This window comes from Leptospira brenneri, assembly GCF_002812125.1.
GTDB classification, from domain to species: Bacteria; Spirochaetota; Leptospiria; order Leptospirales; family Leptospiraceae; genus Leptospira_A; species Leptospira_A brenneri.
Genome location: NZ_NPDQ01000007.1, coordinates 164,919 through 188,479 on the forward strand (window position 1 = coordinate 164,919; position 23,561 = coordinate 188,479).

The following is a 23,561-nucleotide window of genomic DNA, read 5'->3' on the forward strand; positions in this document are numbered from 1 at the left end:
CAAATACCAACTAACGTCCGCTAAATAAAAAAACAAGTTCAGTTCCCAAGATTTCTTTGGGTAGGCTTTGCATTCGGCCAAAGCAGTCTATCTTCTCTTTCTTTTTTCTTCATCATTGTTTCACTGAGTCTAGTACGTAAGATAAAATCGATTTGGTCTCTTGCCTGAAGCGGCAAACTATCTACATTCGAAACATTTCCAAAATCTCTTAAAAGCAATTGAATCGCCTCATTAGCCTTTTCATTTAGAAAGTCACCATTTGCGGGAAGACTGACAATTTTATTCCATGTTTTGATAGCTTCCGATTGGAGTTTTGTATCTTTTTTGAATGATCCAGATTCCCAAAGAACCCTCCCCTTTTCGAAGTATCCATCTTTGATTCGGTAACCTTTGGGAGTTTTTGAAATTAAGGTTTCTAAAATCTCAATTCGCTTTTTAGAATATGCTTCTTCTACATCCTTGCCAGCAGCTATTTTTTTCTCCTGTAAAAGTTTCTTATATTTAGCTTCTACACGGCGTAAGGTTTCATAACGCAGAGTTTGTCTTTGTTCTGGTGTTGCCAGTTTCAAGTATTCTTTTGTTTGGAAATATTGTTCTAAAGCTCGGCCTTGTATTTCATAAATATTTTCAATCGTAAAAAGAATTTCTGTACCGGTATTCGTTCCAAGATTCTGGGATAAGGCTGCCATCATCTGGCGAAGGAAATCTTCTTTATTTAAGTTTTCTTGAAAGTAATCAATTGCAAAATAACTGGGATCGCCACTAAAAGGATAGGCTAACCTTTGTAAGTTCTCATAATACAAATCTCGAACAAACTGACTTAAGTCCCCTTTATCAGGATCATAGCCCATATACCGGGAGATAAACTCATCCAATTGTTTTTCTTTTTTTTGTTTGAGAGTTTTATCTAAATATCGAGTTCGATCTTCTTTGGGCATAGAAAGCGGAGATTTTGGTTCGGCCTCTCCTTCTTTAGAAATTCGCATGGTAATGGGAGGTGAGGATTCATCTCCTTTACGAAACTCTTCAATGATTCGGTTCCGTTCTTTATGGATAAACAAATTGTCTTCCGCATTTTCTATATCCACGCGGAAAGGATCACGAATTCCTTTTACTGTAGGAAGAACATCTTTAACAATGATATCTTCATAATCGCGATTTCGTTTGATATAAGAATCCGCAACTCCTGAGTTTTCATTGATTTGATCATAATCATTTTTGAACTGTTTTCGTAAACCGGAGGTCCCTTCCAAATCTTTGACTAACTCTTCCCACTGGCCGCCCTTATACTTACCTTTGGAAAATCCCTGACCATCGCCTTCCTCCCCTTCTTCTCCCTCACTTGGGTCACCAGAAGTTTCAGCATTCCCTGTTTCACCCATAGTTTTTCCAAAGTTCATTTGGAAGGAGAGTTCTTTTTCCTCTTCCTGCACGTAAATCCAAGCGGGGCCACAAAGAGTTTTTTGGTAGGGAGAGTCAGATTGATTGAAAGAATAAATAATTAATGTTATGTGGGAAACTACAGAAATATAAAGAGCAATGTAGAATCTACTTTCGAATAGAAAATTAAGAATTCCTTTTCGCATAAAAGAAAAACACTAGTCCCACAATGCCCATATACAAATAAGAAAGTAAATTCCCATACAAACGGTAAAATGTCATTTCCCCTGGGATCACTTGCACTTTCTTGCGAATGACAGCAGTGGATTCAATGGGTGTAAAATCATTATCTATATTACGACCAAGATGATCGGTAAATACAGATGTGCCTGAGTTCGTAGACCTAACAATCCACTTACGAAATTCAATCGCGCGAAGGCGACCCAGAGTGTGGTGTTGGTATGTTTCTACAGAATTTCCATACCATTTATCATTTGTAACATTGACGATAAAATCAGGATCTCCCTGAAATTTTCTCACAAATTCAGAGATAATCACTTCATAACAAATCAAAGGTAAAAAAGTACCAATTTGTTTTTCTTCCACTTTGTCTTTACTGTAGTATTCACGAACACTCACGGGACCCATGAGCATTGTATCTTCCCATCGAAGGTCTTTTTTTTGAGAAGAAGCAGTTTTTCTTGGTTCGTAATAAGGGATTAGATCAAGGCTGGTTCCCGGTGCAAATTGTCCGGTTTGTCCAGAGAGAGCATACATCCACTCAAAAGGCATGTATTCTCCAAAAATAAGTAAAAAAACTTTTTGATAACTTTTCCTTCTTTCCCCATTCGGATTCATAAGAACAGAAGAGTTATACATTCGCACATCTCTTCTCGAGATACGACCAGGAAGTGCAGTAGGAACTAAATCCGCATCCAGTTCATTATAAAATACATTGGTTCCATGTCTTAAACTTAAGATCGCCATCAAAGATTCAAACTGGTGCCAATAGATTCGGCTATAACGAGTGACCTCTGTATCGTGAGTTGTGAAAAAGGGAACTCCCGATTCGGGAAGGACAACAAGATCCACCGGACTTTTTTTCAGTTCACTTTCAGTCATTGCATCAATGCGAGTCATTAGGTTTCGAATCTCTTCTGCGGGATTACGACCATCTCGAAATTCTAACGGTGCATTTGGTTGAACGATAAGAACATCACGCTCCGCTTTAGGTTTTACATTCGACCACTTTTGGTATAAATAATATCCATTCCCAAAAAATAAAACAAGAACCAAAACGAGGCCGAAACCACCAAACAAAAACTGTTTCTGAATTCTTTTATGTTTCGAAAGAAAATGAGTCAATATTCTAAAGAAGGTTTTTGGTTTTCTTAAATAAAATAAATAATAAGAAACAAAAAATAAAAATGCAGATAATCCATAAGAGCTCGCATATTCCGCGTTTTGCGCTAAAATCTGGTTTTCAGCAACAATGTTTCCAAAATACCAAGGGAACACTTGAGGAGTAAAAAACTCAGCAACGAGAATCGAAACAGAAGCAATGACAGGGAAAAATCGTTTTACCCGTTTTGCTAAAAAAGAAAATAATAAAAGATAAACAGGGAATTTAAAATTTAAAAGGATCGCAGAACCAATAAATATAGGAACTGCTAAGTACCAATCAAAACCACCAAATACTGTGGTCATATGGTAAATCCAATGAAAAGAAACTAAATAAAAAAGAATCGAAAAACCAAACCCATGATAAATGAGTTTTTTCCATTCTCCACGATTTCTTTTTTCGATAAGAAAAAGGCCTAAAGGAGCAAACCAAACAAAAAAAGGAAAGTTTACAGGAGCAAAAGAAAGGAAGGAAAATAAAGCAGTGACCGCATAACAAAAAACGGATATGATACCTTCTCGCGAAATTAAAAAACGAATTAGTTTCATACCCGTTAGACTACAAAAAATAAATTACGATTTGTTGTAGTTATTGTTACCGTTTTGCACTTTTGTAAAAATCATTTTACCAGCAGCAGTTTGGATGATACTAGTCACAACCACACGTACATCTTTTCCGACCAAATGTCCGCCATTTTCAATCACAACCATAGTTCCATCTTCTAAGTAACCAATTCCTTGGTTTTCATCCTTTCCTTCTTTGATGACGGAAATTTGGAACTCTTCTCCAGGAAGAACCACTGGTTTGAGTGCGTTTGCAAGATTATTTAAGTTGAGAACACGAACCCCTTGTAACTCAGCCACTTTGTTTAGGTTGAAGTCGTTAGTAACAACAGCTCCACCAGTATCACGTGCTAATTTTACAAGTTTTGCATCCACTTCTCTTGTATCTGAATAATCGGTATAAGTGATCTTAACTTCGATAGATCCTTTTCTTTGTAGTTTGTTCAGCATCTCAAGACCACGTCTTCCACGCGCCCTTTTGATTGGGTCCGAAGAATCAGAGATCAATTGGATTTCTCTTAATACAAAGTTAGGTAGGATGAGTGGACCATCCAAAAAATGTGTGTCAGCAATATCCAAAATACGACCATCAATCACAACTGAGGTATCTAAGATTTTATCTTTAATTTGGCTACTTGCAGTTTCAAGACCTGGAATTTGGAAACTAGAGCCAGACCCACCATTACCACCGCCAAAAATCGCAAGACCTGGTTTTTTAGCGAATGCAACGCCAGTTTTGATTCCTGTTAAGAACAAAAGCACAGCTACAAATATTGCAATGGATTTATACCCGTAATCGTTTAGGAGGCTCACCGGAAATGCAGCAATAGACAATCCAAGTAGTGCTCCTACACTAGCACAAAGTACAAGATCAGCTTTGATTTCAGGGAATAATTTTCTTTCACCAAGTACGAGAACTAGGGAATAAATAAAAATGACTCCAGCAAGCACCCCCGCCAAAACGAGGTTTTGCGATTCCGAATATAAGAAGAAAAACGATACTGAAGAGACTAAAATTGTCCCTAAAGTTGAAAGTAAATGTTTCATAACTCAATCCTTGTAAAAGAGTTGAGTAAAACGGAAGTTTATTCTAAATCTAGATCATCATCCAATTCTTTTGGAGGCGGTGCTGGAGCCAATCCCTGAACCGAAGCCGCTAAGACATCCGATACGATGTTTCCTGCTTCTTCCTGGGGTACACCTTTACTAAGTGCAATTTCCATCTTTACTAAATTATAGGCGCTCTCATAGAGCTTTCTTTCCATAATGGAAAGTTCTTTGCCATAGGCACGTCTGTAAAGATTACGGCAAACATCAGCCACCTCGAAAATGGAACCAGATTTGATCTTGTTCATATTGTTCTGGTAACGGACCTTCCAGTCCTCTTCCGTGTCGACCTCATCCTTTTTTAGGAGAGTGAGAACTTTTTTGATCTCTTTTTTATCAATGATCGACCGGATACCCACATCCATTGCCCGATCCACAGGAATAGAGACCTTCATTTTGGAACCTTGAATTTCCAAGCTGTAACAGTCTTTTTTCTTTCCCAGAATCAGCTTTTTCGCAACTTCTGTGACTTCACCTACTCCATGGATAGGGTACACAACATAGTCCCCTACCTTGAATTTAGGCTCTTTAGTTTTTTCGTTTAGTTTTTTTGTAGCCAAGTAAGTATAATAACTTCCGTAAATACTCTTGCCCTTGAGTATACCCTAAAATTGACGAATGTCAAGGAAGTTGGCAAAAATAGTTTTAGAATCGAATGGTTTTTACTTGAGCGTCCGTAAGCGAAGGGAGCTTCGACTTCACCGCCTCTAGTGTGTCTTTGGCATCATCCAAACGATAGAAATAACCCGCAAAAAGTTTCCCTGTAGAAGTACGAAAGATCCGACCTCGTAAAGCGGGATTTGTATCAATCAATTGTTTTCCGACTGCCACGGCTTCTTCTGGTGTGAAATCCCCAATTTGAACCATATAGTTGATCTGGTCATTTTTCGGAGGGAATTTTAATGCGGAAGGAAAAGGAGAACTGGAACTAGAGTCTGGTTCGGAGGGCCGAGATTCTTCTCTTCCTCCGTCTGATTCTCCCGTTTCTGTCAATTTTGGTGCGGGGAGTTTTGGGGAACCCAGATTCGAAAATGAAGTCTCAGAGTTCTCCTTAAATTTGGTTTCTTTTTGTCCCAGTTGGATCCCCACTACCATACCCGAGGTAAAAAGTAAGATAGCACCGATAAGAAGGATAAAAGCAGATTTAGGTTTCCCTGTGGTTCCTAAATAGGAATGAGTTTGTGGGGAATAGGACGGAATCTCGCCCTCTAAGGGTCGGCCGGATCTAAGCTTTCTTGAATAATCTATATTTTGCATGGGCGTTCCGGTATATCTCTATTACTCTAATTGTCGGACAGCGATTGGAAAAAATAGAATGGTTTTTTGATGAAATTAAAATGCTTCATGTGACTTGTAGATCGTAGTTGAAATCACTAGTCGCATTTTAAAAATGATATTACCGAATCGTGAACTGCCCTCTTTGTGAATCTGAATCCCTTCCCTTTTTTACCAATCGGTTTCGTTCTTACAAGAGATGCCTTACTTGCCTTTCCATTTTTATGGAACCTGAATTTTGGCCAAATCTAGAGGAAGAAAAATCAAGGTATTTGGAACACAATAACGATGTGGAGGACATTCGTTACCAAAATTTTTTAAAACCAATTGTGGATAAAATTTTGACCAATCAAAAATCAAGTGATGATGGACTAGATTACGGTGCAGGTCCTGGACCCGTGGTTCAATATTTATTAAACCAGTCAGGGTATTCGATTCAATTATATGACCCCTTCTTTCATTACTACCCAGAGAATTTAAAACAAACATACGATTATATCATCCTAACAGAAGTTGTGGAACATTTCCATTCCCCAAAAAATGAATTTCAAAAATTATACAACTTATTAAATACAAACGGATGTTTGTATATCTTAACCCATCCCTATGATGACTCGATCCACTTTGAGAAGTGGTATTATAAAAATGACCAAACCCATACCTTCTTTTACACAAAAGAAGCATTTGAATGGATTTTAAATCATTATGGATTCAAAAGTTTAGAAATCCATAATAGAATTATTATATTAAAAAAGTAATCGAATCTAACCATCATCAAAGTAACTATTAGAATTCAAATCTTCCGAAAGTTTTGGAGTTAGAGCAAATGGATCACAAGATTCTTATCCTCAAATCCTTTGCTAAATTCAATGAAAAAACAGCAAAGATCAATAGTGAGATACTAAGGAAGATTCATCAATGTGGAAATGTCGATTGCGTTCAGTTGGCGTCCTTTGAAAAACCAAATATCATCCATCTTTCCTGAAAAAAACCGAGGATTACTATAACCATAACCGATGTTTAGTGGTGTTCCTGTCCACCATTGAAACGGCAAACTCCCAGTAATGCATCCAGTGACATTCGACACATTGACCGTATCAGCGGTAGCACCCACATTGACTCCATTGACCCAAATGGTTCCCTGCTGTGTGGCTCCACTATGAACATAAGTGATATGAGTCCATACGTTTGCAGACAAAACTGTTGAGGAAGCCCCATGTGTAAGATTCTGATTATTCCAATAGGAAAAATAAGAAGAAAACTCGAAATGCCCTGTTCCATTCAATGCAAGCATGACCCCGGGATTGGAACCATTACCTTGTTGGAAACCCAAAATTTGATTGCTTGTAGCATTGTTTGGAAAAATCCATAACGCAATGGAGAAGTCCTCGTTACAAACAGGAGCAAAGTCACTGGAAAATAATTGATCCGTTCCGTTGAAAGAAGCAGTGCCGTTTGGCAAATTGGAACGACTGAAAGTATAAGATGGACCTAAAGTCGCAGGCCAAGACCCGCCAGGGAAATAACCATGATTCGCATTTCCGCTTAAATCACTTGTGTTCCCATCCAGAGGGTACCAAGCGTACAGTCCCGAAGCCAAGGATGCGGGGACAATGTATTGTTGGATTTTGGACCCATTACTACAATACTTTCCTCCGAGCAAACATTCCAAAATGATAGTTTCCCTTCGCGCTTCAGTTTGGAGATCGCCAACATTATTGAATTGTAATGGTCGACAAACGAGGACGAAAACCATCCCAAATACAAAAACAAACGTTTTAAAAAATGGAAACAAAGGGCACCTCCACAAATATGAATCAATCTTTTGGAAGTAGAAGTTTACTAAGAATTGGTGATTCAGTCGTCCGAGGCTATATTTTTGGACATTTTTTACACTTGCGCAAATGAACATGCGCTTAGAAAACCTATGATGATGTGGTCGAAGTCCTGGTTTTTTCTTTGCCTTAGTTTATTTATCTGCAACTGTTCCTATTTTTACGAAAACAACATCACGGACAAATTCGAATTTTTCGAGGACAGGAACCATCAAATTGATATTTCGACTATTAAACAAGTTCAGAAATGGAATCAAGTTAAAGAGAACTCCGTTAACTTTTATTACACAAAAAACATTATCTGGTTAAGAGCACCGATCTCAGATCCAAGCTTTAAACCAGGAAGTATACTTTCTTTCGAGTGGCGTGTCCTCGATCACATTACCTTGTATTATCCAAATTCAGAACATTCCTATACTGAATACAAATCGGGGGATAACTTTCCGAAATCAACTTGGGCCGTCCCGGAAGCTTTGAATCCGAGTTTTCGGATCCCTATCCCCTCCCATTCAAATGAAAAATTTTTTTATATCCGATTGCAATCCAGTTCTCTCATTTCCTTTCCCATTCTATTACTGAACGAAAACGAATTTCTAAATAAAATCCTTATCGAATCATCTGCAAATTGGTCCATTCTCTGTTTCTCTGGGGTAATGTTAATCATTAGTATATTTTGTGCTTTTGCATTTCGATTACATGAATTTTTTTACTATTCAATTTATGTCATTACGAATACCCTCTGGTGCAATACCCAATTTGGAAATTCATTCCACAGCTTTTGGCCTAATGCAATATGGTGGCAAGGCAAGGCGATTTTATTCTTTTTATCAGTGGGCATTGCTGCGTCGTTTCAATTCACGAGATTATTTTTAGAAACAAAAACAAAAACTCCATTCGTAGATAAAATATTAGCAACGTTAGCGGCCACTGGACTGATTTCGGCCTTTGGAATTTTAACAACCGAAGAGTATTCTTTTTTTTCTAAGGTTATCAACTTAACTTATATTGTTTCAATTCCTTTGATACTTCTAACAGGAATTAAAGTTTTTCTAATGGGTGAAAAAAGGATTATTTTTTTCTTAGCAAGTTGGGGATTGTATTTTTTCTTCGGATATATTACTATTTTTTATCATCTAGGAATTACTAATTATTCCTTACTAGCTGTTTATGGCCCAGCTTTTGCTTTCCAATTAGATTTATTTTTTTTATTGTTCAATTTATTCCAAAAGTACCAAGACTTAATACTGAATAGAAATAATATTTTAGAAAGGATGTTTGCTCTTGAGGCAGGCCAAAAAAACAAGTATACCAAATCGAAGTTAGAAAAAATCGATTACAATCATTTTTTACACAAACTAGAATTATGGATGAAAGAGGAAAAACCTTACCTAGATGAAAAGTTAGATTTAGAAAAAACGGCTTTAGCGATTGGATTAAACATCCAACAAACATCCGAACTAATTAACGCCAAACTCGAACTCAGTTTCCGTTCTTACGTCAACTCTTACAGAATTGCGGAAGCAAAACAAATATTAAAAACCAATCCTGAACTTTCCATCATATCAGTTGCGTTCGCAACCGGGTTTGGCTCAAAATCAAGTTTCAATTCAGAATTCAAAAAAACCACAGGCCTTACACCTATTGAATTCAGAAAAGAAATGAAATCATTTCGATAATTTAAGCCTTAACCAAAAGCTCTTTAAGTTTTTCATGATTTGGATCTCTCAATTGTATTTGTTTCAACAAAAAAGTGAATCTATCTCTATCACCATTCAGACGGCACACATCCGCTAAATGTATCATGTTACGAATATTAGAAGGCTGCCTTAGTCGCACCCTTTCGCTCAATTCTTGCGATTCCGACAAAAAAGATTGAGATTTATAAATTGAATAAAGACGTTTATATAGTACTGACGTGTGGAACATCCATCCCGTATCAGATGGAAAATTTTCTAATGCCAAACTAGCATATTCCACTGCTTTCAGTAATACACCTTCTTTTTCATATAGTCTTGTAATATACTTTAGTTCCTTTATTGAAATATCTAATGCAGAGTTATATGAAAGCAACACATCCAATGCTTTACTATGTTCTTTTTCCTTAATAAGCTCTTTCGCTTCTATCCAGTGAATGCCTGGTTTGGAAAGCAGTGCTAAATTATATTCTAATGAGATCAGACTTAAATCATCAGAAAATTTACCTTTCGATCTTAAATTGCTCATCAAAGTTTCAATATTGCCACTAGATTCTTCGAGACACTCCAGGATTAAATTATGATTCTCGTTAATTTCTCGAAATCTGCCTGTTTCGCTAATGACAATATCATCTTTTCCATCCGATCCACAAATAATTTTGTCTCCTTTTTTCATCTGGAAAACGGATATAAATCGATTTGTTGGAACCTCCATGACTCCAAGTTTATAATAATGAATTTCATCTTCGATAAATCGGGCCTTACCATCGCGGTATAAAATGATCCAAGGGTGTTCTAAATTAATAAAATATAAGGTGCCAGTAGATTCTTCCAATAGTCCTAACACTGCAGAAACAAGCATTGCTCCGTCAAAAGTTTCGAAAATTTTCTGCAAGTCTAAATAACAATCATGTAACCATCTTTCTGGAGACCTATTGGATGATGCTGGATCCATTTTAGATCGTATAACAATCGAATTATATACTGCTCCAAGTACAATGGCACCACCTGCACCTTGAATGGACTTTCCCATGGCATCACCATTTATGAATGCCTTATACCTTTTACCTTGTAAAATTAAGTTATATACTGAAAGATAATCTCCACCTAACTGGTATTCCTTATTCCTAAAATGGAATTTCTTATATTGACTTAACAATGTCTTGATTGTTATAGCGTTCCCGTCTGTTTCTTTCCCAATCAGAGGGTCGAATAACAATGTTGTTAAAAAATAATCACCATCTTGTTGCGATTTTAATGCCTGAATTTCATCAACCGTTTTGGTTATTTTTTTATGATTCAAAAAGGAATGAAAACGATATCTCTCCATAATGAGGCCGCTAAAAATTCCAATTACATAACTAATTGCCAAGTTTTGCATAGAATAGGCAGCGGCAGCAGTCGATAGATCGGGTTTATAAACGATGACCGAAATCGCAAAAATCAAAATCGAGACGGGATAATAGATAAATAAAGTTTTTCTCGGCAAAGGCAAAAAAGGAAGGATCATCACAAGCATCTGGTAGCCCGACACATAAGGTGAATCGTCGGCGATCCGGCCTGTATATAAGGCTGCCGTAAACAAAAGATATGCGTATGTAATGTAAGCCCAAGTAAGCCCTTCCCAAGAGGACAGTTTGTTCTTAAAATGATTATAAATAATAAAAACTATGTAAAAAAAACAAAGGAGGCTAAAACCAATCCGGAAATAAAATAACTCAGGAAATTCTGGATGCAATTCAGCATCAGTACCAAATGCAAAACCTAACATACCAAATACGCCAATGAAACTACCAGGTATCTGAATGATACGAGTGTGCCTATCTAGTTCGTTAACATAATCCTGGTTGTAGATTTTCCTTTCAGGAGTGAGATCTAGGAATTTTGCAAGAATCGTTCTGAAATACTGATACACGATTCTTCATTAGACGAAAAAGCCCGCACAAGGGCGGGCTTCTTTAAAATGGTTTTGAAAATTTTTTACGAAAGTTTTTGCTTAAAATCCAGTTGTCGGAGCAATTCGTGAAATGATATCTCCGAAAGAAAAAGCAAAAAGTAACGCGAGAAATGCGAAAGCCGATAGAAAAATCACTCGGTTTAGCATATTGTCATACTTTAAATGCATAAAGTAAGCTAACACGAAGAAGGCTTTACAAGTTGCAACCGCCATGGCTACAATCATGTTCCACTTTCCAAGGTCATATTGCGCTACCCAAACAGTCACAAAAGTTCCAAAGAAAAGTGCTAAAAGAACATAAACATAAGTTTTGATAGCGATCACATGGTGTTCGTGATGTTCTTCTTCCTCTTCTCCATCTTCTACCCACATAGAAGCAGAAGCATGGTCTTCTTTGTGATCTTCGTCACCCAAAACAAACTTCAACAATTTGTTGTCTTTGTTTTCTTCTGTAAATTTTGCATAACGGTCTGTTTGGAAAAACTGACCAAACCAGTTTACGATAAATCCTAAAATAGTTGCTTTAGCAATCCCTGGAGCAAAGATTCCAAACCCAAGAATTGGAGTGAAAACTGCAACCAGAGCGATGAAGTAAAGTCCGTAATTGATTACGTATTCCATTCTATAATACCTTTTATCCTACCAAATAAAGAAGTGGGAAGAGGTAAATCCATACCAAGTCCACTACGTGCCAGAAAAGACCCACACCTTCTACAGGAGTGTAGTATTCAGGACCAACTTTTCTATTGAGAGTTTTGATGAAAACCCAGAAGATAAGTAAAGCACCAGCAACCACGTGAACTCCGTGAAGACCAGTCATAACAAAATAAAAGCCGTAGAACATTTCCCATTTTGGTTGAGAGATCACTGCTTTAAGGCGGGATACTTCTTCTGCACTTACATGGTTTTTCTCAAGTTCGGCCGGGTTTTTTAAGAGAGCAGAAATCTTAGATTCACAATCCGCTCTTTTTCCACCAGCACCACAAGAAGGATCCACAAGAGAAAACTTACCTGGAACTGTTCCTACATGAAACTTGTGGCTGTATTCAAAGTATTTGATGACCATGAAGGCACCAGCACAAGCAATTGTGATCACAAGCATAATGGCAGCAATCTTATGCAAACCACGTTGCACATAATTGATGGCAGCCGCCATGGTGAAAGAACTGACAAGAAGGACAATAGTGTTAACCGCTCCCATTTTCCAATCAAGAGTTTCCGAACCATTTTTAAAAACAGTTGGGTATAGAGAATGGTAAATGAGGTAACCTACGAATAGGCCACCGAACATAAGGATCTCTGTGCAAAGGAATAACCAAATTCCTTGTTTGGATGAGGCATACTGATGTTCTGCACTCTTAAAATGATGTTGGTGGTGAAATTCACCTGAAGAACTAACGGAAGTCATATGGCCCTGCAGTTACTGTTGGAGTAGTTGTAAAGTTTTCGTGTGGAGGAGGAGAAGACGTTTGCCATTCGAGTGTTTTTGCACCCCAAGGATTGTCAGAAGCTTTTTCCCCTTTTAAAATTCCATGAATGATTGTGATAAGACCTACTAAGAATCCAAGTCCAATGAGCCAAGACCCAATGGTAGAGATTTGGTTGAGGTTTGTGTATTCAGGAAGGTAATCAAAATAACGTCTTGGCATTCCCATCGCACCTAGTACGAATTGTGGGAAGAAAGTTACGTTAAATCCTGTAAAGATCAAAACCCAAGAAATTCTTCCACCAAGGTCGGAAGTCATTTTTCCAAACATTTTAGGGAACCAGTAGAAAATACCACCCATAAGCGCCATCAATGTTCCACCCACCATCACATAGTGGAAGTGAGCCACTACGAAGTAAGTGTCATGGAAGTGAACGTCCATACCAGTGGAGGCAAGAAATACCCCAGTCAAACCACCGATTGTAAAGAGGAACATGAAACCAAGAGCGAAGAGCATTGGCGCATCGAAGGTAACCGTTCCACGATACATTGTGGAAATCCAGTTGAAGAGTTTAATCGCAGTCGGAACCCCAACAAACATAGTGATGAGGGAGAAAAGAATTCCAGCAAGTGTTGACTGACCGGAAACAAACATATGGTGTCCCCAAACAAGGAAGGATACTGCAGCAATCGCAACCGAAGAGTATGCAATCGCACGGTAACCAAAAATTGTTTTTTTGGAAAACGCAGTGATGAGTTCAGAAATCACACCCATCGCAGGTAAGATCATGATGTAAACCGCAGGGTGAGAGTAGAACCAGAAGAAGTGTTGGAAAAGAACTGGATCCCCACCTAAGTCTGGATCGAAGATTCCCACACCAAGAGTTTTCTCTGCACCAATGAGGAGAAGAGTGATCGCAAGGATCGGTGTTGCAAGGATCTGAATGATGGAAGTGGAATAAAGAGCCCAAATCATTAGTGGGATCCTGTCCATTGTCATTCCAGGAGCTCTGAGTTTATGAGTGGTAACGATGAAGTTTAATCCAGTAAGGATGGAAGAAAAACCCATAGTAAACGCACCCAAAACCAAAAGAATCACTCCGTTAGAAGTCTTTGAAGTTGAGTATGGAGTGTAGAATGTCCAACCTGTATCTACTTGGTTGAAAACCATCGAAGAAGCAGCAATCAGTGCTCCTGCAATGAAAACATAGTAAGATGCAAGGTTTAGCCTTGGGAAAGCAACGTCTTTTGCTCCCAATTGGATGGGAAGGACAAAGTTTCCAAGGAAAGCAGGAATCCCAGGAATGATCACCATAAATACCATAATGGCACCATGGAAGGTCATAAACTTGTTATAAGTGTCTGGATCTAAAAGTGGCTCGGCACCAAATTTAGCTAAGTGCAAACGAATTCCTAAGGCAAAGAAACCACCAATTAAGAAAAGGGTAGCAACTGTTGCAAAGTACATAAGACCAATGCGTTTGTGGTCTAGAGTGGTCATCCAAGACCAGATTCCAGATCCGTGGTTCAGATAATTATGGTCGGTGTGACCATGTTCGGTTTTTGTATGTGCTGAACTCATCTCTCTTCCTTATTTAATGGATTTGATATATTCAATTAGGTTGGCAACTTCTTCGTCAGACAAAGAACCTTGGAAAACCGGCATTGCTGGCGGATATCCTTCTACGATCTTTGCCGAAGAAACTAGGATAGACTCACGAAGGTAGTTTTCATCTGCCTTAGCTTGGCTTCCATCTGCGAACTTTCTTCCGGAACCAAAAAGCCCTTTCATCGTAGGACCAACAATTCTAGATCCGTCGATGGAGTGACAAGAAGCACAAGCTTTTTGAGCAAAAAGAGTTTTCCCAAGATCGGCAGGACTGTCGGCACCTTTTTTCTCAGCATGATACCAAGCTGCATATTCCTCAGAAGGAATGGCTTTGATTTTAATCATCATACCAGAGTGTTTGGTTCCACAATATTCCGTACAGAAAACGATGTATTCCCCTGCTTGTTTTGGTTCAAACCAAAGCTGAGTGAGTTTTCCTGGAACCGCATCTTGTTTGGTTCGGAAAGCCGGCACATAGAAACTATGAATGACATCTTTAGAAGTGAGGATGAGTTTTGTTGCTTTTCCTGCAGGAACAATCAAAGGATCATTTGCAGAACTATAAAACTCTTTTCCGTTTGCGTAACGATAAGTCCAAGCCCACTGCTCAGCAGTGACGTGGATTTCCGCCGCAATGTCTTCTGGTGGGGTTCTAAGTTTTTCAAAAATGACCATACCCCAATAGAAAATTCCCATCATGATGATGAGAGGGATGAACGACCAAAGAAATTCTGCAAAATTATTGTGAGTAATGTATGCGGATTTCTGGTCTAAACTTGTACGTTTGAACTTAATGAGGAACCATGTCATTCCACCAATCAAGATGACAAACGAAACAAGGCTTGCTATGATCAGAAACGCATAGAGAAGATCGACTTCTTTTGCGATTTCAGTTGCCTGGATAGGCATGAACGAGGTCGCTGGAATGAGACTGCTCCAAGACATCTATGTAACTCCTTGACGGTTGTTATTTGTTATTTTTCGCCAGTTTATGTATAAAAACGCACCGAGAAGGAGTAAGGTGACCGCCCCCCCGAATTGCATCATCCTGTATGCGTATATCGTATATTTATTTTTTCTCGGATCAAATTGAAAGCAAAATAAAGCAAACTTGTCTACAAAACTCCCAATCTTACCTGAAGATGCCTCAAGAAAGGCAAATTTCAAATCTCTTGGTTCCAATTGGATCCCTTGAAAAATCCTTGAGACCTTCCCTTCCGGAGTCAAAACATAAACCCCACTGGCGTGGATGTATTGTTTCGCTTCCTTGTCCCATGCGTACCGAAAGTCCAATTGTTTTGTCAAAGCATCAATGGATTCCTGTGTACCGGTGAGGAGATGGAGGCCCGATTCCGCACCTTCCCGGCCATAATCTTTCAAATAAGCACCTTTTTTGGGAAAGGCAATGGACTCGTCTTCCTTTGGGTCAATGGATACCGCAATGTATTGGTATTCCTTGCCTAAATTCCAATCGAGTGCCTTCAGTCCCTGGAACACACCATTTAAGTGGAAGTTACAAAGCGTTGGGCATTTGAAGTATACGGGAGAAAGGAGGATGGGCTTTCCTTTGGAAAGAAAATCAGAAAAACGAACTGTCTTTCCTAATTCATCTCGAAAGGGGATATCAAGGTTCAGAGCTTTCCCTGTGACATCGGAAAATCCGATATTTTCTAGTTCTTTGGGGAGTTTATTCTCCCGAGTGAGATTGGAATGGGGATCATACGCATAGACCTGAATTCCCAAAAGCAAACAAAACAAAAGAAAAAATCTGGTTTTCACGAAGGTTTGGTTGTTACCCTATTTGGACTGAACGCTCTTAGATTCCATTCCTGGGTTTTCCGGAGTACCCGGGTGAACAAAGGAAATGTAAGCGAAGAAAAGAATGTTGAGTGCGAGTGTGATAAGGAAAGTCCAATAACCACCCTTATTGTAAAGGTCTGTGTTTTGCATAATTTTACCTGATATAGTCTATACGAAAAACTGCTCTTTTTATCCAACAATTTTTAAAAGATGCAAGATTAATTTTATTTTCCCCAAACTCAGATCACAAAACCTGGAGGAAAATAGATAGACGTATGACACTCAAACGTTTTTACACCATTCTCTCCGCAATGATTCTCATCAATCTCCTCTACGGACCACTCGTAAGAGCAACAGACTCTGGACTCGCATGCCCAGACTGGCCCCTATGTCATGGAAAATTTGTACCGGAATTTACGTTCCAAATTTTTATGGAAGTGGGACATAGATATTACTCCGGTGTTTTGGGCATCTTAGTGGGAATTGGTTTTGTTTGGATTTTACAAAACAAAGAGACTCGTTCTCGATTAGGAATTCCTGCAACTCTATCGTTGATTTTCCTGATTTCACAAGTGATTCTTGGTGGACTTACGGTCACAAAACTCCTTCACCCAACAACCGTTAATCTGCACTTACTTAATGCAGTTTTGTTATTATCTGCCTGTCTTACGGTTCGGTTGCTTATCTCTGAAAATCCTTCTTCCCAATTTCAGTGGAACAAACCAGGAAAATATTTTTTCGTTTTTGTTCTCGTTGTCGTTTTGTACCAACTATTTCTCGGAGGAAAGGTGAGTTCTCATTATGCAGGCCTTGCTTGTCCCGACTTCCCAACTTGTTACGGAGAGTGGTTTCCCGAAATGAAAGGAACCATTCGTTTCCAAATGGAACATAGATTGTTTGGATACTTGGCTGCCTTCTCCGTACTTTCTTTATCTGCCTACGGAATCCTCTATTTAAAAAACAATCATGTTAAAAAATCTCTAAAAGTTGCTGCTTATCTCATCTCATTCCAAATTTTACTTGGTGCAATGAATGTTTTATACCAACTACCAAAACTAATAACCGGCTTACATACGCTAAACGGCGTACTCGTGTTTATGTTTTGTTTTATTGCGGCTTTTTATCAGTTCCGGTCTGAGGAAAAAGAGGTTTTATAATGTTCCGGTTATGGAACCAACTCACAAAACCTAGGGTCACTGTACTTGTTCTTGCCACTGTTCTCCCAGGAATGTATTTAGGAACTACAGGCTACCCTACTCTCGCTGAAATCCTAATTACACTTTTTGGAACTTACCTAATGAGTTCCGCCTCTTTCATTCTCAACCAATATATCGAAAGAGAAAGAGATGCTGTGATGTATCGGACAAAACAAAGACCAATCCCTTCGGGTGAAATTTCACCGAACTTTGCGCTTTGTTTGGGAGTGGTAGTTTCGATTTTAGCATTTGGAATTTTAACTTATTTTATTAATCTTCTCACTGCTCTTTGTGCATTATCGGCCTTACTTTTGTATGTGTTTTTATATACAATTTGGCTGAAACCAAGAACAGAACAAAACATTGTGATTGGTGGGATCTCAGGATGTATAGGACCACTCATCGGATATGCAGCAATGGCCAATGCACTTCCCGTCCAAGCATGGGTTATGTTTCTTATGATTTTTCTTTGGACTCCAGCTCACTTCTGGGCCCTTGCGATCTTTTTAAAAGATGATTATGAGTTTGCCGGAATTCCTATGATGCCAGTGGTATCTGGAATCCAAAAGACAGTGAATCAAATTTTTCTTTATGCCACGGCTTATTCCCTTTCTGTGATTGGATTTTACTTTGTGGATGATAGAATGGGATTTATATTTTTAAGTTCTGCTGTTTTTCTCACCATTTTGATTTTGATTTTTGCTTATCTTCTAAAACGTTCTCAGGACAAAATACTTGCGAAACGATTTTTCTTTTTTAGCATCTTTCACTTATTTTTAGTAAGTGTAGCCATCGTCATTGATTCTAAAATCTAGGTTTTTTGATTGATTTGAATTAAAATTTCTGTTTTCCTTCTGCCCATGAGCATACTTGCACGTTATTTCTCTAAATCCGATTTGGATGAAATCAAAACAGCGGTTGGGGAAGCAGAATCAAAAACCTCTGCCGAAATTGTTCCCTATTTTGCAGAATCTTCTCACCATTACAAAGAATGGGTTTGGTTTGCTGCCTTTCTTTTAGGTGGAGTTTTTGGATCCGCCTTTTACACCATTCAGACTTTGTACGGAATCGTTTGGGGAGGAGAGTCCTTCTTCGCTATTTTATCTGTTTGGATAGGTGCCGTGATTGGATTAACCATTGCTACGGTTTTTCCAAAAATCAGAATCAGCTTGGTATCAAGAAACGCCAAACAATACTTTGTCGACTTAAGAGCCAAGGAAGCTTTTTTAGATGAAGAAGTTTTTAGAACTAAAAGTAGAACTGGAATTTTGATTTATATCTCGTTCTATGAACATTTTGTTAGAGTTTTACCTGACAAAGAAATTGCAAGGGTAGTACCTAAATCAGAATGGAGTGAAGCAGTCCGTTTGATCATCGAAGGAATGAAATCGGGCAAAAAAAAAGAAGGGATTGTTTCTAGTATTCTATTCTGTGGAGATTTACTAAAGAAATACAATATCCAAAGAGAAAAAGATGACAAAAATGAAATCTCCAACGAAATCCGTGACGGTGGGAAATTGATGTAATGAATCAAAGAAAAACTATCAATTTAAAATCAATTTTTAACCTAAAAACTGTTTGGTTATTTGTTTTATTTCCAACTTTCGTTACAATCCATTCGTTTCCTGTTCCCAAATTGGAAAGAAGAGTGATGGACCACGCTGGAATTTTATCAGAAGCAACCGTAAACCAATTAGAATCTAATCTCAAACAATTCGAAACAGAAACTTCCAATCAAATTGCAGTTTATACAACACCAAGTTTACACGATGAAACCATAGAAGATGTTGCCATCCAAATTTTTGATGAATGGAAGTTGGGACAAAAATCCAAAAATAACGGAATTCTTTTAATTATAGCACCTAACGAGAGAAAGATGCGAATTGAAGTGGGTCGAGGTCTCGAAGGTGCCTTAACGGACATTCAAGCCAAACATATCATTCGTGAGCAATTAAGACCTAGTTTTAAATCAGGTGATATGGATGGAGGTGTCACCGCAGGAGTGAATGCCATTATGGCTGCCATTCGAGGGGAATATACACCTTCTGAAGATGATGTTGATACAACAAATTCCGAATCGGATGAAATGGTATCAGGGCTTATTGGTGGAATCACAACATTTCTTTCTCTATTTGTACCTGGTTTTGGTGGTTTAGTAGTTACAATCATTGGAATCCTTTTCCTCTATATTCTGTTAGCCTTTATCTTTGGAGGGACTTTTGGTCTCATCATTGCAATTGCCCTTTTCTTTTTGGTCATATTTTTGAAAAAGTTTTTTGGCCTAGGAAAAGGTGGTGGCGGAAGTGGCGGTTATTATGATGGAGGTTGGTCTAGCGGAAGCGATTCATGGTCATCCAGCTCCAGCGACAGTTGGTCGGGAGGCGGTGGAGATTCTGGTGGTGGTGGCTCATCAGGAGATTGGTAAAAAGACATTTTTAAGGGAGGATATATCAAAACCAAAACTTTGTGATATATTCTTCTCTAAACCACAGATAAAAAAATTTGATTACACCTACTAGGTAATTTCAATAAAAATCAAAGTTGAGTCATCTTTCCATTGAGACTTGTTCATTCTTTCGAATAACATAGTTTTGATGGAAGGAACGACCTCTGCAAACGGCAAATTTGTCGTATTCTGAATGACTTCGAGTAAAGCTCCCCAAGCTTGTACCCCATCAGATTCGTTTAATTCTTCAAATATTCCATCGGTAAACAAAAAGATTCGATCTCCAGATTCTACTTTTGATTCAAAAACTCCATACCGGTAGTGTTCTAAAATCCCAATGATGGGGCCTGTATTTTCAAACAAGGAAGTTGACCCATCTTTTTTTATATGAATTTGATTTTGAACACCACCTCCCGCATAACGAAGAATTTTTTGGTGAAAATCAAAGTCCATTACCATTGCAGGAAAATAAATTTGAAGATCTGCATTTTTATCGTAAAAATGTTGGTTCATATAAAACAACAAATCGTTTGGACGCATGGCAACAGCAGAAACACGTTCAAACTCTGATTGGATCATCATGGAGTAAAGGGCTGCTTGAAGGCCATGTCCTGTCGCATCACCTAAAAAGAATCGGTAATAAAAATCCTGAATTCGTTTTATGAAAAATATATCTCCACCGACTTCTGCAATCGGTTTGTATAAAATATCTACCTTAAGATAGGGTTCTAAATCTGGAATTTTAGTCACACTTTGGATGATAGACTTTGCAAGCCTCATATCCTTTCCAATTTGATCCAATTTCCCTTGGAGTTCTTCTGTTTTATCTTTGACCCTAGTTTCCAACCGTTCGTTTAAATCTGTTAGCTGATTTTGAACTTTTTGTAAAACTTGATTTTTGTCAGAGAGGGCAACAGCAAAGTTTTCGGCCTCAACAAAACCTTTGGAAAAGTTTCTAGCAATATAAACAGATTGCACAAAAAACATAGTAAATATTCCAAAATGAATGGTGAGTGGGCCATAAATTATCAAATTATTGACTAGTATATCGTTAATAAAACTAGCGATGAAAATTGTAAAACTAATGAAAAACAAAATAGAACCCGGTAAAGAATCCCGAATGGCTCTAATGATCACAAGAAATGTATAAATTGCACCTGCAAGTGTAAAAGCCTGAAAAGGGATCATCAAATAGGTGTAAAACGATGATCTCGTTACTAAAACGATAAAACAAAAGGCAAATCCTAAATATTTAACAAACTCATAAACTCTACGAGAAAAATATGGTTTAAAAAGAAGATAAATATATTTAGAAAAGATTGGAGTGATTAAAAAGAAACTAAGATAACTAAGTTTTAAATGAATTTCCCACGGTAAATCTGGGAACAATTGAATCAGATATTTATTACCAGTGATGAATACCCTTAAGGCAATCAGAAGACAAGTTAAGGCAAACCAAAAAGTAAACGGATCTTTTTTTCTATTCCAATATAAAAACAGATGATAAATCCCCATAAACAAAATGCTACCAACAAGTAACATATCCCGCAGAATAGCAGATTCATATTGGTGATGAATCTCTGAAGTTTTTCCAAATATTACTATTTGGGCAGGTCCGCCCTTTCTATGATGATAATTAGAGATCTGTAGTACAATGGATGTTTGGTCTTCTTTGGGAAAGAAATCAATGATTCTTGGACGATATTCTGGTTTTCCTGTTTGATAAGAGGTGGTCACAGATCCGTTTGAAGATACCTTAACTCCATCAACAAACAAGTTGTAGGCGGTTTCCATTTCAGGAATCTTTAACGAAAGTGGAATTCCCTTCTGGCCATGTTGGATTTTGAGACTGAAGGTAGCATACCCATCCCCAGCCAAAAACCCTCGATCCCAAAAGGAATCTGTCCAGATCCCTGGAACTTTAAAAAAATGCGGCTCTCTCGTCTTTTCTAAAGACTCCATTTCTGTTGGAGAAATCAAAAGACCGGGATAGTATTCCCAATCTCCCACAAGTTCGATGGTTTTTGTCTGGTCTTTTAAATACGACTCGGCCTGCAGAAACCCCTTTTCCACCTTTGGAGGTGTTTCTTTCGCCATACACGAAACAAACACCAAACACCAAACCACCATCCCGACCCAACGGAAATTCATTAGAAAAGAGAGTTTAACAGTCCTATAGGCGGTTCTGAACAGGGATGTATTTTCTTTGGTTTTCGCCCACATATATTTGTTTTGGACGAACTTTTGAGAAATCTCCCTTCATTCTTTGTTCTCTCCAGTGAGCCAGCCAACCAGGAAGTCGACCAATCACTTGCATGACAGAGAACATATTCTTAGGGATTCCCAATGTGTGAAATACTAGTCCTGAGTAGTATTCTAAATTGGGGTAAAGGAGATTTTCCATAAAATAGGAGTCGTTCCAAACCACTTCATCAATTTGGAGGGCAACATCTTCCACAGCTGTTAATTTTCTGCCTTTGTAAAATTCATGAATGATTTCCCGAGCGACTTGTGCTCGTGGGCTTACCACATCGTAAGCCTTTTGTCCGAAACCATTATTACGGATCGTTAGACCACCACGTTTGAACCTTTCAAAGTAATCTTTAACAGGTGTTTTTGTTTTGATGATGTCTTCAATGAGTCCAATGGCTGCTGTGGGTCTTCCCCCTTCACGAGCTCCCCATTGTGCCATAATCCCTGCAGAGATAGAGGCAAATAAATTGGCTTGGGTGGATCCGACGACTTGCACCGCAGTGTTAGATACGTTTTGTTCGTGATCTGCATGGAGTATCCACATCTGGTTCAAAATGCGATCAAATTCATCGGGAACAGTATAATCGTTCGCAGGCATTTTATGCATCATATAAAGGAAGTTAGTGCAATACGGATTTTTATCTAATGGATAAACAAACGGATGACCTACAGCGTGTTTGTATGTGAAAGCTGCAATGGTGCGAATTTTTGCGAGTAATCTTGCAATTAAATCCACACCCATGTCTAGTTTTTCTTCATACTCTTCTAAATAATAACTAGAAAGAGAGGTTACCATCACTGATAAAACAGCAAGTGGATTTGCCACACCAGGAAAACCATCAAATAGGTTTAACATATCTTCATGAATCATGGAGTGTTTTGAGAGTCGACCAGAGAAGTCAGTTAACTCTTGCTTGGTGGGAAGATTGCCATAAATTAATAAAAATGAAGTTTCTACAAAAGTGGATTGGTAAGCAAGTTCTTTCAGATCATAACCACGATAAGTTAACTCACCTTTTTCGGGATCACGTCTAGAAACTTTCGATAAACCAAGAGCCGTGTTGAATAAACCAGGATCTACGGTGACGAGACCTGTTTTTCTGTAAAAATCGGTTAGGTCGATTCCTTCTTTTCCATCGGTACCAACAATGACCGGTAATTTATATGTTTTGCCCTTGATGTGGAATTCCACTTCACTCATGAAAAGACCTCTCTCCCTCCTATCTTACGGAAGGGAAGTTAGGAATCTAGAATAATTTAGACTTGGGTGAGTGCAGAATTAAGAGAATCGTGAATGAGAACAAAGTCAGTGAGACCGACAATATCCATCACTTTACGAAAGTGGGTATTGAGTCCAGCGAACTCAATTTTCCCTTGGTTCTCAGAAGATTTTGTAATGAGACTGATGAGAGTAGCAATTCCTGCAGAATTGATATAGGAAGTTTCTGAAAAGTTTAAAATGACACGAGTTCGTTTGTCAGAAGGGATGGATTCGTAAGATTCAACAATCTCTTCCTCGGCTTCGGACGTGATCTCGCCAGAAATGTGAATCACAGGGAGGTTTCCCCCATTCTCAAATCCCAACCGAATCTTAAACTCTTCCATCATTAGCTTCCAG

22 protein-coding genes are annotated in these 23,561 nt (G+C 38.3%); 6 read left to right on the forward strand and 16 right to left on the reverse strand.

Annotated elements, in window-relative coordinates; translation table 11 throughout:
• Positions 1 to 38: 38 nt before the first annotated feature.
• The 5 genes from CH361_RS15290 to CH361_RS15310 form a co-directional block, all read right to left on the reverse strand.
• The gene (locus tag CH361_RS15290) at positions 39 to 1,586 is read right to left on the reverse strand and encodes a hypothetical protein (RefSeq protein ID WP_100791679.1); all 1,548 of its coding nucleotides are present in this window, start codon (positions 1,584 to 1,586) and stop codon (positions 39 to 41) included.
• On the reverse strand, positions 1,567 to 3,330 hold the full coding sequence (locus CH361_RS15295) for an apolipoprotein N-acyltransferase (protein ID WP_100791680.1): 1,764 nt from the start codon (positions 3,328 to 3,330) through the stop codon (positions 1,567 to 1,569). Before CH361_RS15295 ends, CH361_RS15290 begins: the two co-directional genes overlap by 20 nt.
• Before the next feature lie 24 nt (positions 3,331 to 3,354).
• A complete protein-coding gene (locus tag CH361_RS15300) occupies positions 3,355 to 4,392 on the reverse strand; it encodes a PIN/TRAM domain-containing protein (protein WP_100791681.1) in 1,038 nt (345 codons plus the stop codon).
• Between the two features lie 38 nt (positions 4,393 to 4,430).
• Positions 4,431 to 5,012 (reverse strand): CarD family transcriptional regulator, encoded by a 582-nt coding sequence (locus CH361_RS15305; RefSeq protein ID WP_002978378.1) that lies wholly within the window; start codon positions 5,010 to 5,012, stop codon positions 4,431 to 4,433.
• An 85-nt stretch (positions 5,013 to 5,097) separates the two neighbouring features.
• On the reverse strand, positions 5,098 to 5,709 hold the full coding sequence (locus CH361_RS15310; protein WP_100791682.1) for a hypothetical protein: 612 nt from the start codon (positions 5,707 to 5,709) through the stop codon (positions 5,098 to 5,100).
• A 242-nt stretch (positions 5,710 to 5,951) separates the two neighbouring features.
• On the opposite strand from CH361_RS15310, the gene CH361_RS15315 reads away from it, so the two are divergent.
• Complete coding sequence (locus tag CH361_RS15315) at positions 5,952 to 6,485, forward strand: class I SAM-dependent methyltransferase (RefSeq protein ID WP_100791683.1); 534 nt, start codon at positions 5,952 to 5,954, stop codon at positions 6,483 to 6,485.
• 143 nt (positions 6,486 to 6,628) lie between these two features.
• On the opposite strand, the gene CH361_RS15320 is transcribed toward CH361_RS15315, so the two are convergent.
• Positions 6,629 to 7,399, reverse strand: a complete 771-nt coding sequence (locus tag CH361_RS15320) for a LamG domain-containing protein (protein WP_244279910.1) — start codon at positions 7,397 to 7,399, stop codon at positions 6,629 to 6,631.
• Between the two features lie 261 nt (positions 7,400 to 7,660).
• On the opposite strand from CH361_RS15320, the gene CH361_RS15325 reads away from it, so the two are divergent.
• Positions 7,661 to 9,238, forward strand: coding sequence for a 7TM-DISM domain-containing protein (locus tag CH361_RS15325; RefSeq protein WP_244279911.1), 1,578 nt, complete (start codon positions 7,661 to 7,663; stop codon positions 9,236 to 9,238).
• Between the two features lies 1 nt (position 9,239).
• On the opposite strand, the gene CH361_RS15330 is transcribed toward CH361_RS15325, so the two are convergent.
• The 7 genes from CH361_RS15330 to CH361_RS19725 form a co-directional block, all read right to left on the reverse strand.
• The gene (locus CH361_RS15330) at positions 9,240 to 11,171 is read right to left on the reverse strand and encodes a SpoIIE family protein phosphatase (protein ID WP_100791685.1); all 1,932 of its coding nucleotides are present in this window, start codon (positions 11,169 to 11,171) and stop codon (positions 9,240 to 9,242) included.
• Positions 11,172 to 11,252: 81 nt separating this feature from the next.
• On the reverse strand, positions 11,253 to 11,834 hold the full coding sequence (locus CH361_RS15335; protein WP_100791686.1) for a cytochrome C oxidase subunit IV family protein: 582 nt from the start codon (positions 11,832 to 11,834) through the stop codon (positions 11,253 to 11,255).
• Between the two features lie 13 nt (positions 11,835 to 11,847).
• Positions 11,848 to 12,621, reverse strand: coding sequence for a cytochrome c oxidase subunit 3 family protein (locus tag CH361_RS15340; protein WP_100791687.1), 774 nt, complete (start codon positions 12,619 to 12,621; stop codon positions 11,848 to 11,850).
• Positions 12,608 to 14,221 carry a cytochrome c oxidase subunit I gene (locus CH361_RS15345; protein WP_100791688.1) on the reverse strand — a complete coding sequence of 538 codons (1,614 nt, stop codon included), beginning with the start codon at positions 14,219 to 14,221 and terminating at the stop codon, positions 12,608 to 12,610. The genes CH361_RS15340 and CH361_RS15345 overlap by 14 nt, the downstream gene beginning before the upstream one ends.
• A gap of 9 nt (positions 14,222 to 14,230) precedes the next feature.
• On the reverse strand, positions 14,231 to 15,193 hold the full coding sequence (gene coxB / locus CH361_RS15350; RefSeq protein ID WP_100791689.1) for a cytochrome c oxidase subunit II: 963 nt from the start codon (positions 15,191 to 15,193) through the stop codon (positions 14,231 to 14,233).
• Positions 15,194 to 16,027, reverse strand: coding sequence for an SCO family protein (locus tag CH361_RS15355; RefSeq protein ID WP_100791690.1), 834 nt, complete (start codon positions 16,025 to 16,027; stop codon positions 15,194 to 15,196).
• Between the two features lie 18 nt (positions 16,028 to 16,045).
• Positions 16,046 to 16,198: a hypothetical protein gene (locus tag CH361_RS19725; protein WP_165782275.1), complete on the reverse strand. Its 153-nt coding sequence runs from the start codon at positions 16,196 to 16,198 to the stop codon at positions 16,046 to 16,048.
• 125 nt (positions 16,199 to 16,323) lie between these two features.
• Here CH361_RS19725 and CH361_RS15360 point away from each other — a divergent pair, with 125 nt between their 5' ends.
• From CH361_RS15360 to CH361_RS15375, 4 genes are read left to right on the forward strand one after another with little or no spacing between them, the layout of a single operon-like run.
• Positions 16,324 to 17,205: a COX15/CtaA family protein gene (locus CH361_RS15360; protein WP_100791691.1), complete on the forward strand. Its 882-nt coding sequence runs from the start codon at positions 16,324 to 16,326 to the stop codon at positions 17,203 to 17,205.
• Entirely contained in the window at positions 17,205 to 18,059 is an 855-nt protein-coding gene (locus CH361_RS15365) for a heme o synthase (protein WP_100791692.1), read from the forward strand. Before CH361_RS15360 ends, CH361_RS15365 begins: the two co-directional genes overlap by 1 nt.
• Before the next feature lie 45 nt (positions 18,060 to 18,104).
• Positions 18,105 to 18,770 carry a TPM domain-containing protein gene (locus CH361_RS15370; protein WP_100791693.1) on the forward strand — a complete coding sequence of 222 codons (666 nt, stop codon included), beginning with the start codon at positions 18,105 to 18,107 and terminating at the stop codon, positions 18,768 to 18,770.
• On the forward strand, positions 18,770 to 19,669 hold the full coding sequence (locus CH361_RS15375; RefSeq protein WP_100791694.1) for a TPM domain-containing protein: 900 nt from the start codon (positions 18,770 to 18,772) through the stop codon (positions 19,667 to 19,669). Before CH361_RS15370 ends, CH361_RS15375 begins: the two co-directional genes overlap by 1 nt.
• 90 nt (positions 19,670 to 19,759) lie before the next feature.
• Here the strand turns inward: CH361_RS15375 and CH361_RS15380 are convergent, their stop codons facing one another.
• The 3 genes from CH361_RS15380 to CH361_RS15390 form a co-directional block, all read right to left on the reverse strand.
• Positions 19,760 to 21,787: a SpoIIE family protein phosphatase gene (locus tag CH361_RS15380; protein ID WP_100791695.1), complete on the reverse strand. Its 2,028-nt coding sequence runs from the start codon at positions 21,785 to 21,787 to the stop codon at positions 19,760 to 19,762.
• A 76-nt stretch (positions 21,788 to 21,863) separates the two neighbouring features.
• Entirely contained in the window at positions 21,864 to 23,144 is a 1,281-nt protein-coding gene (locus tag CH361_RS15385) for a citrate/2-methylcitrate synthase (protein ID WP_100791696.1), read from the reverse strand.
• 56 nt (positions 23,145 to 23,200) lie between these two features.
• Positions 23,201 to 23,551: an STAS domain-containing protein gene (locus tag CH361_RS15390; RefSeq protein WP_039938032.1), complete on the reverse strand. Its 351-nt coding sequence runs from the start codon at positions 23,549 to 23,551 to the stop codon at positions 23,201 to 23,203.
• Positions 23,552 to 23,561: the final 10 nt, after the last annotated feature.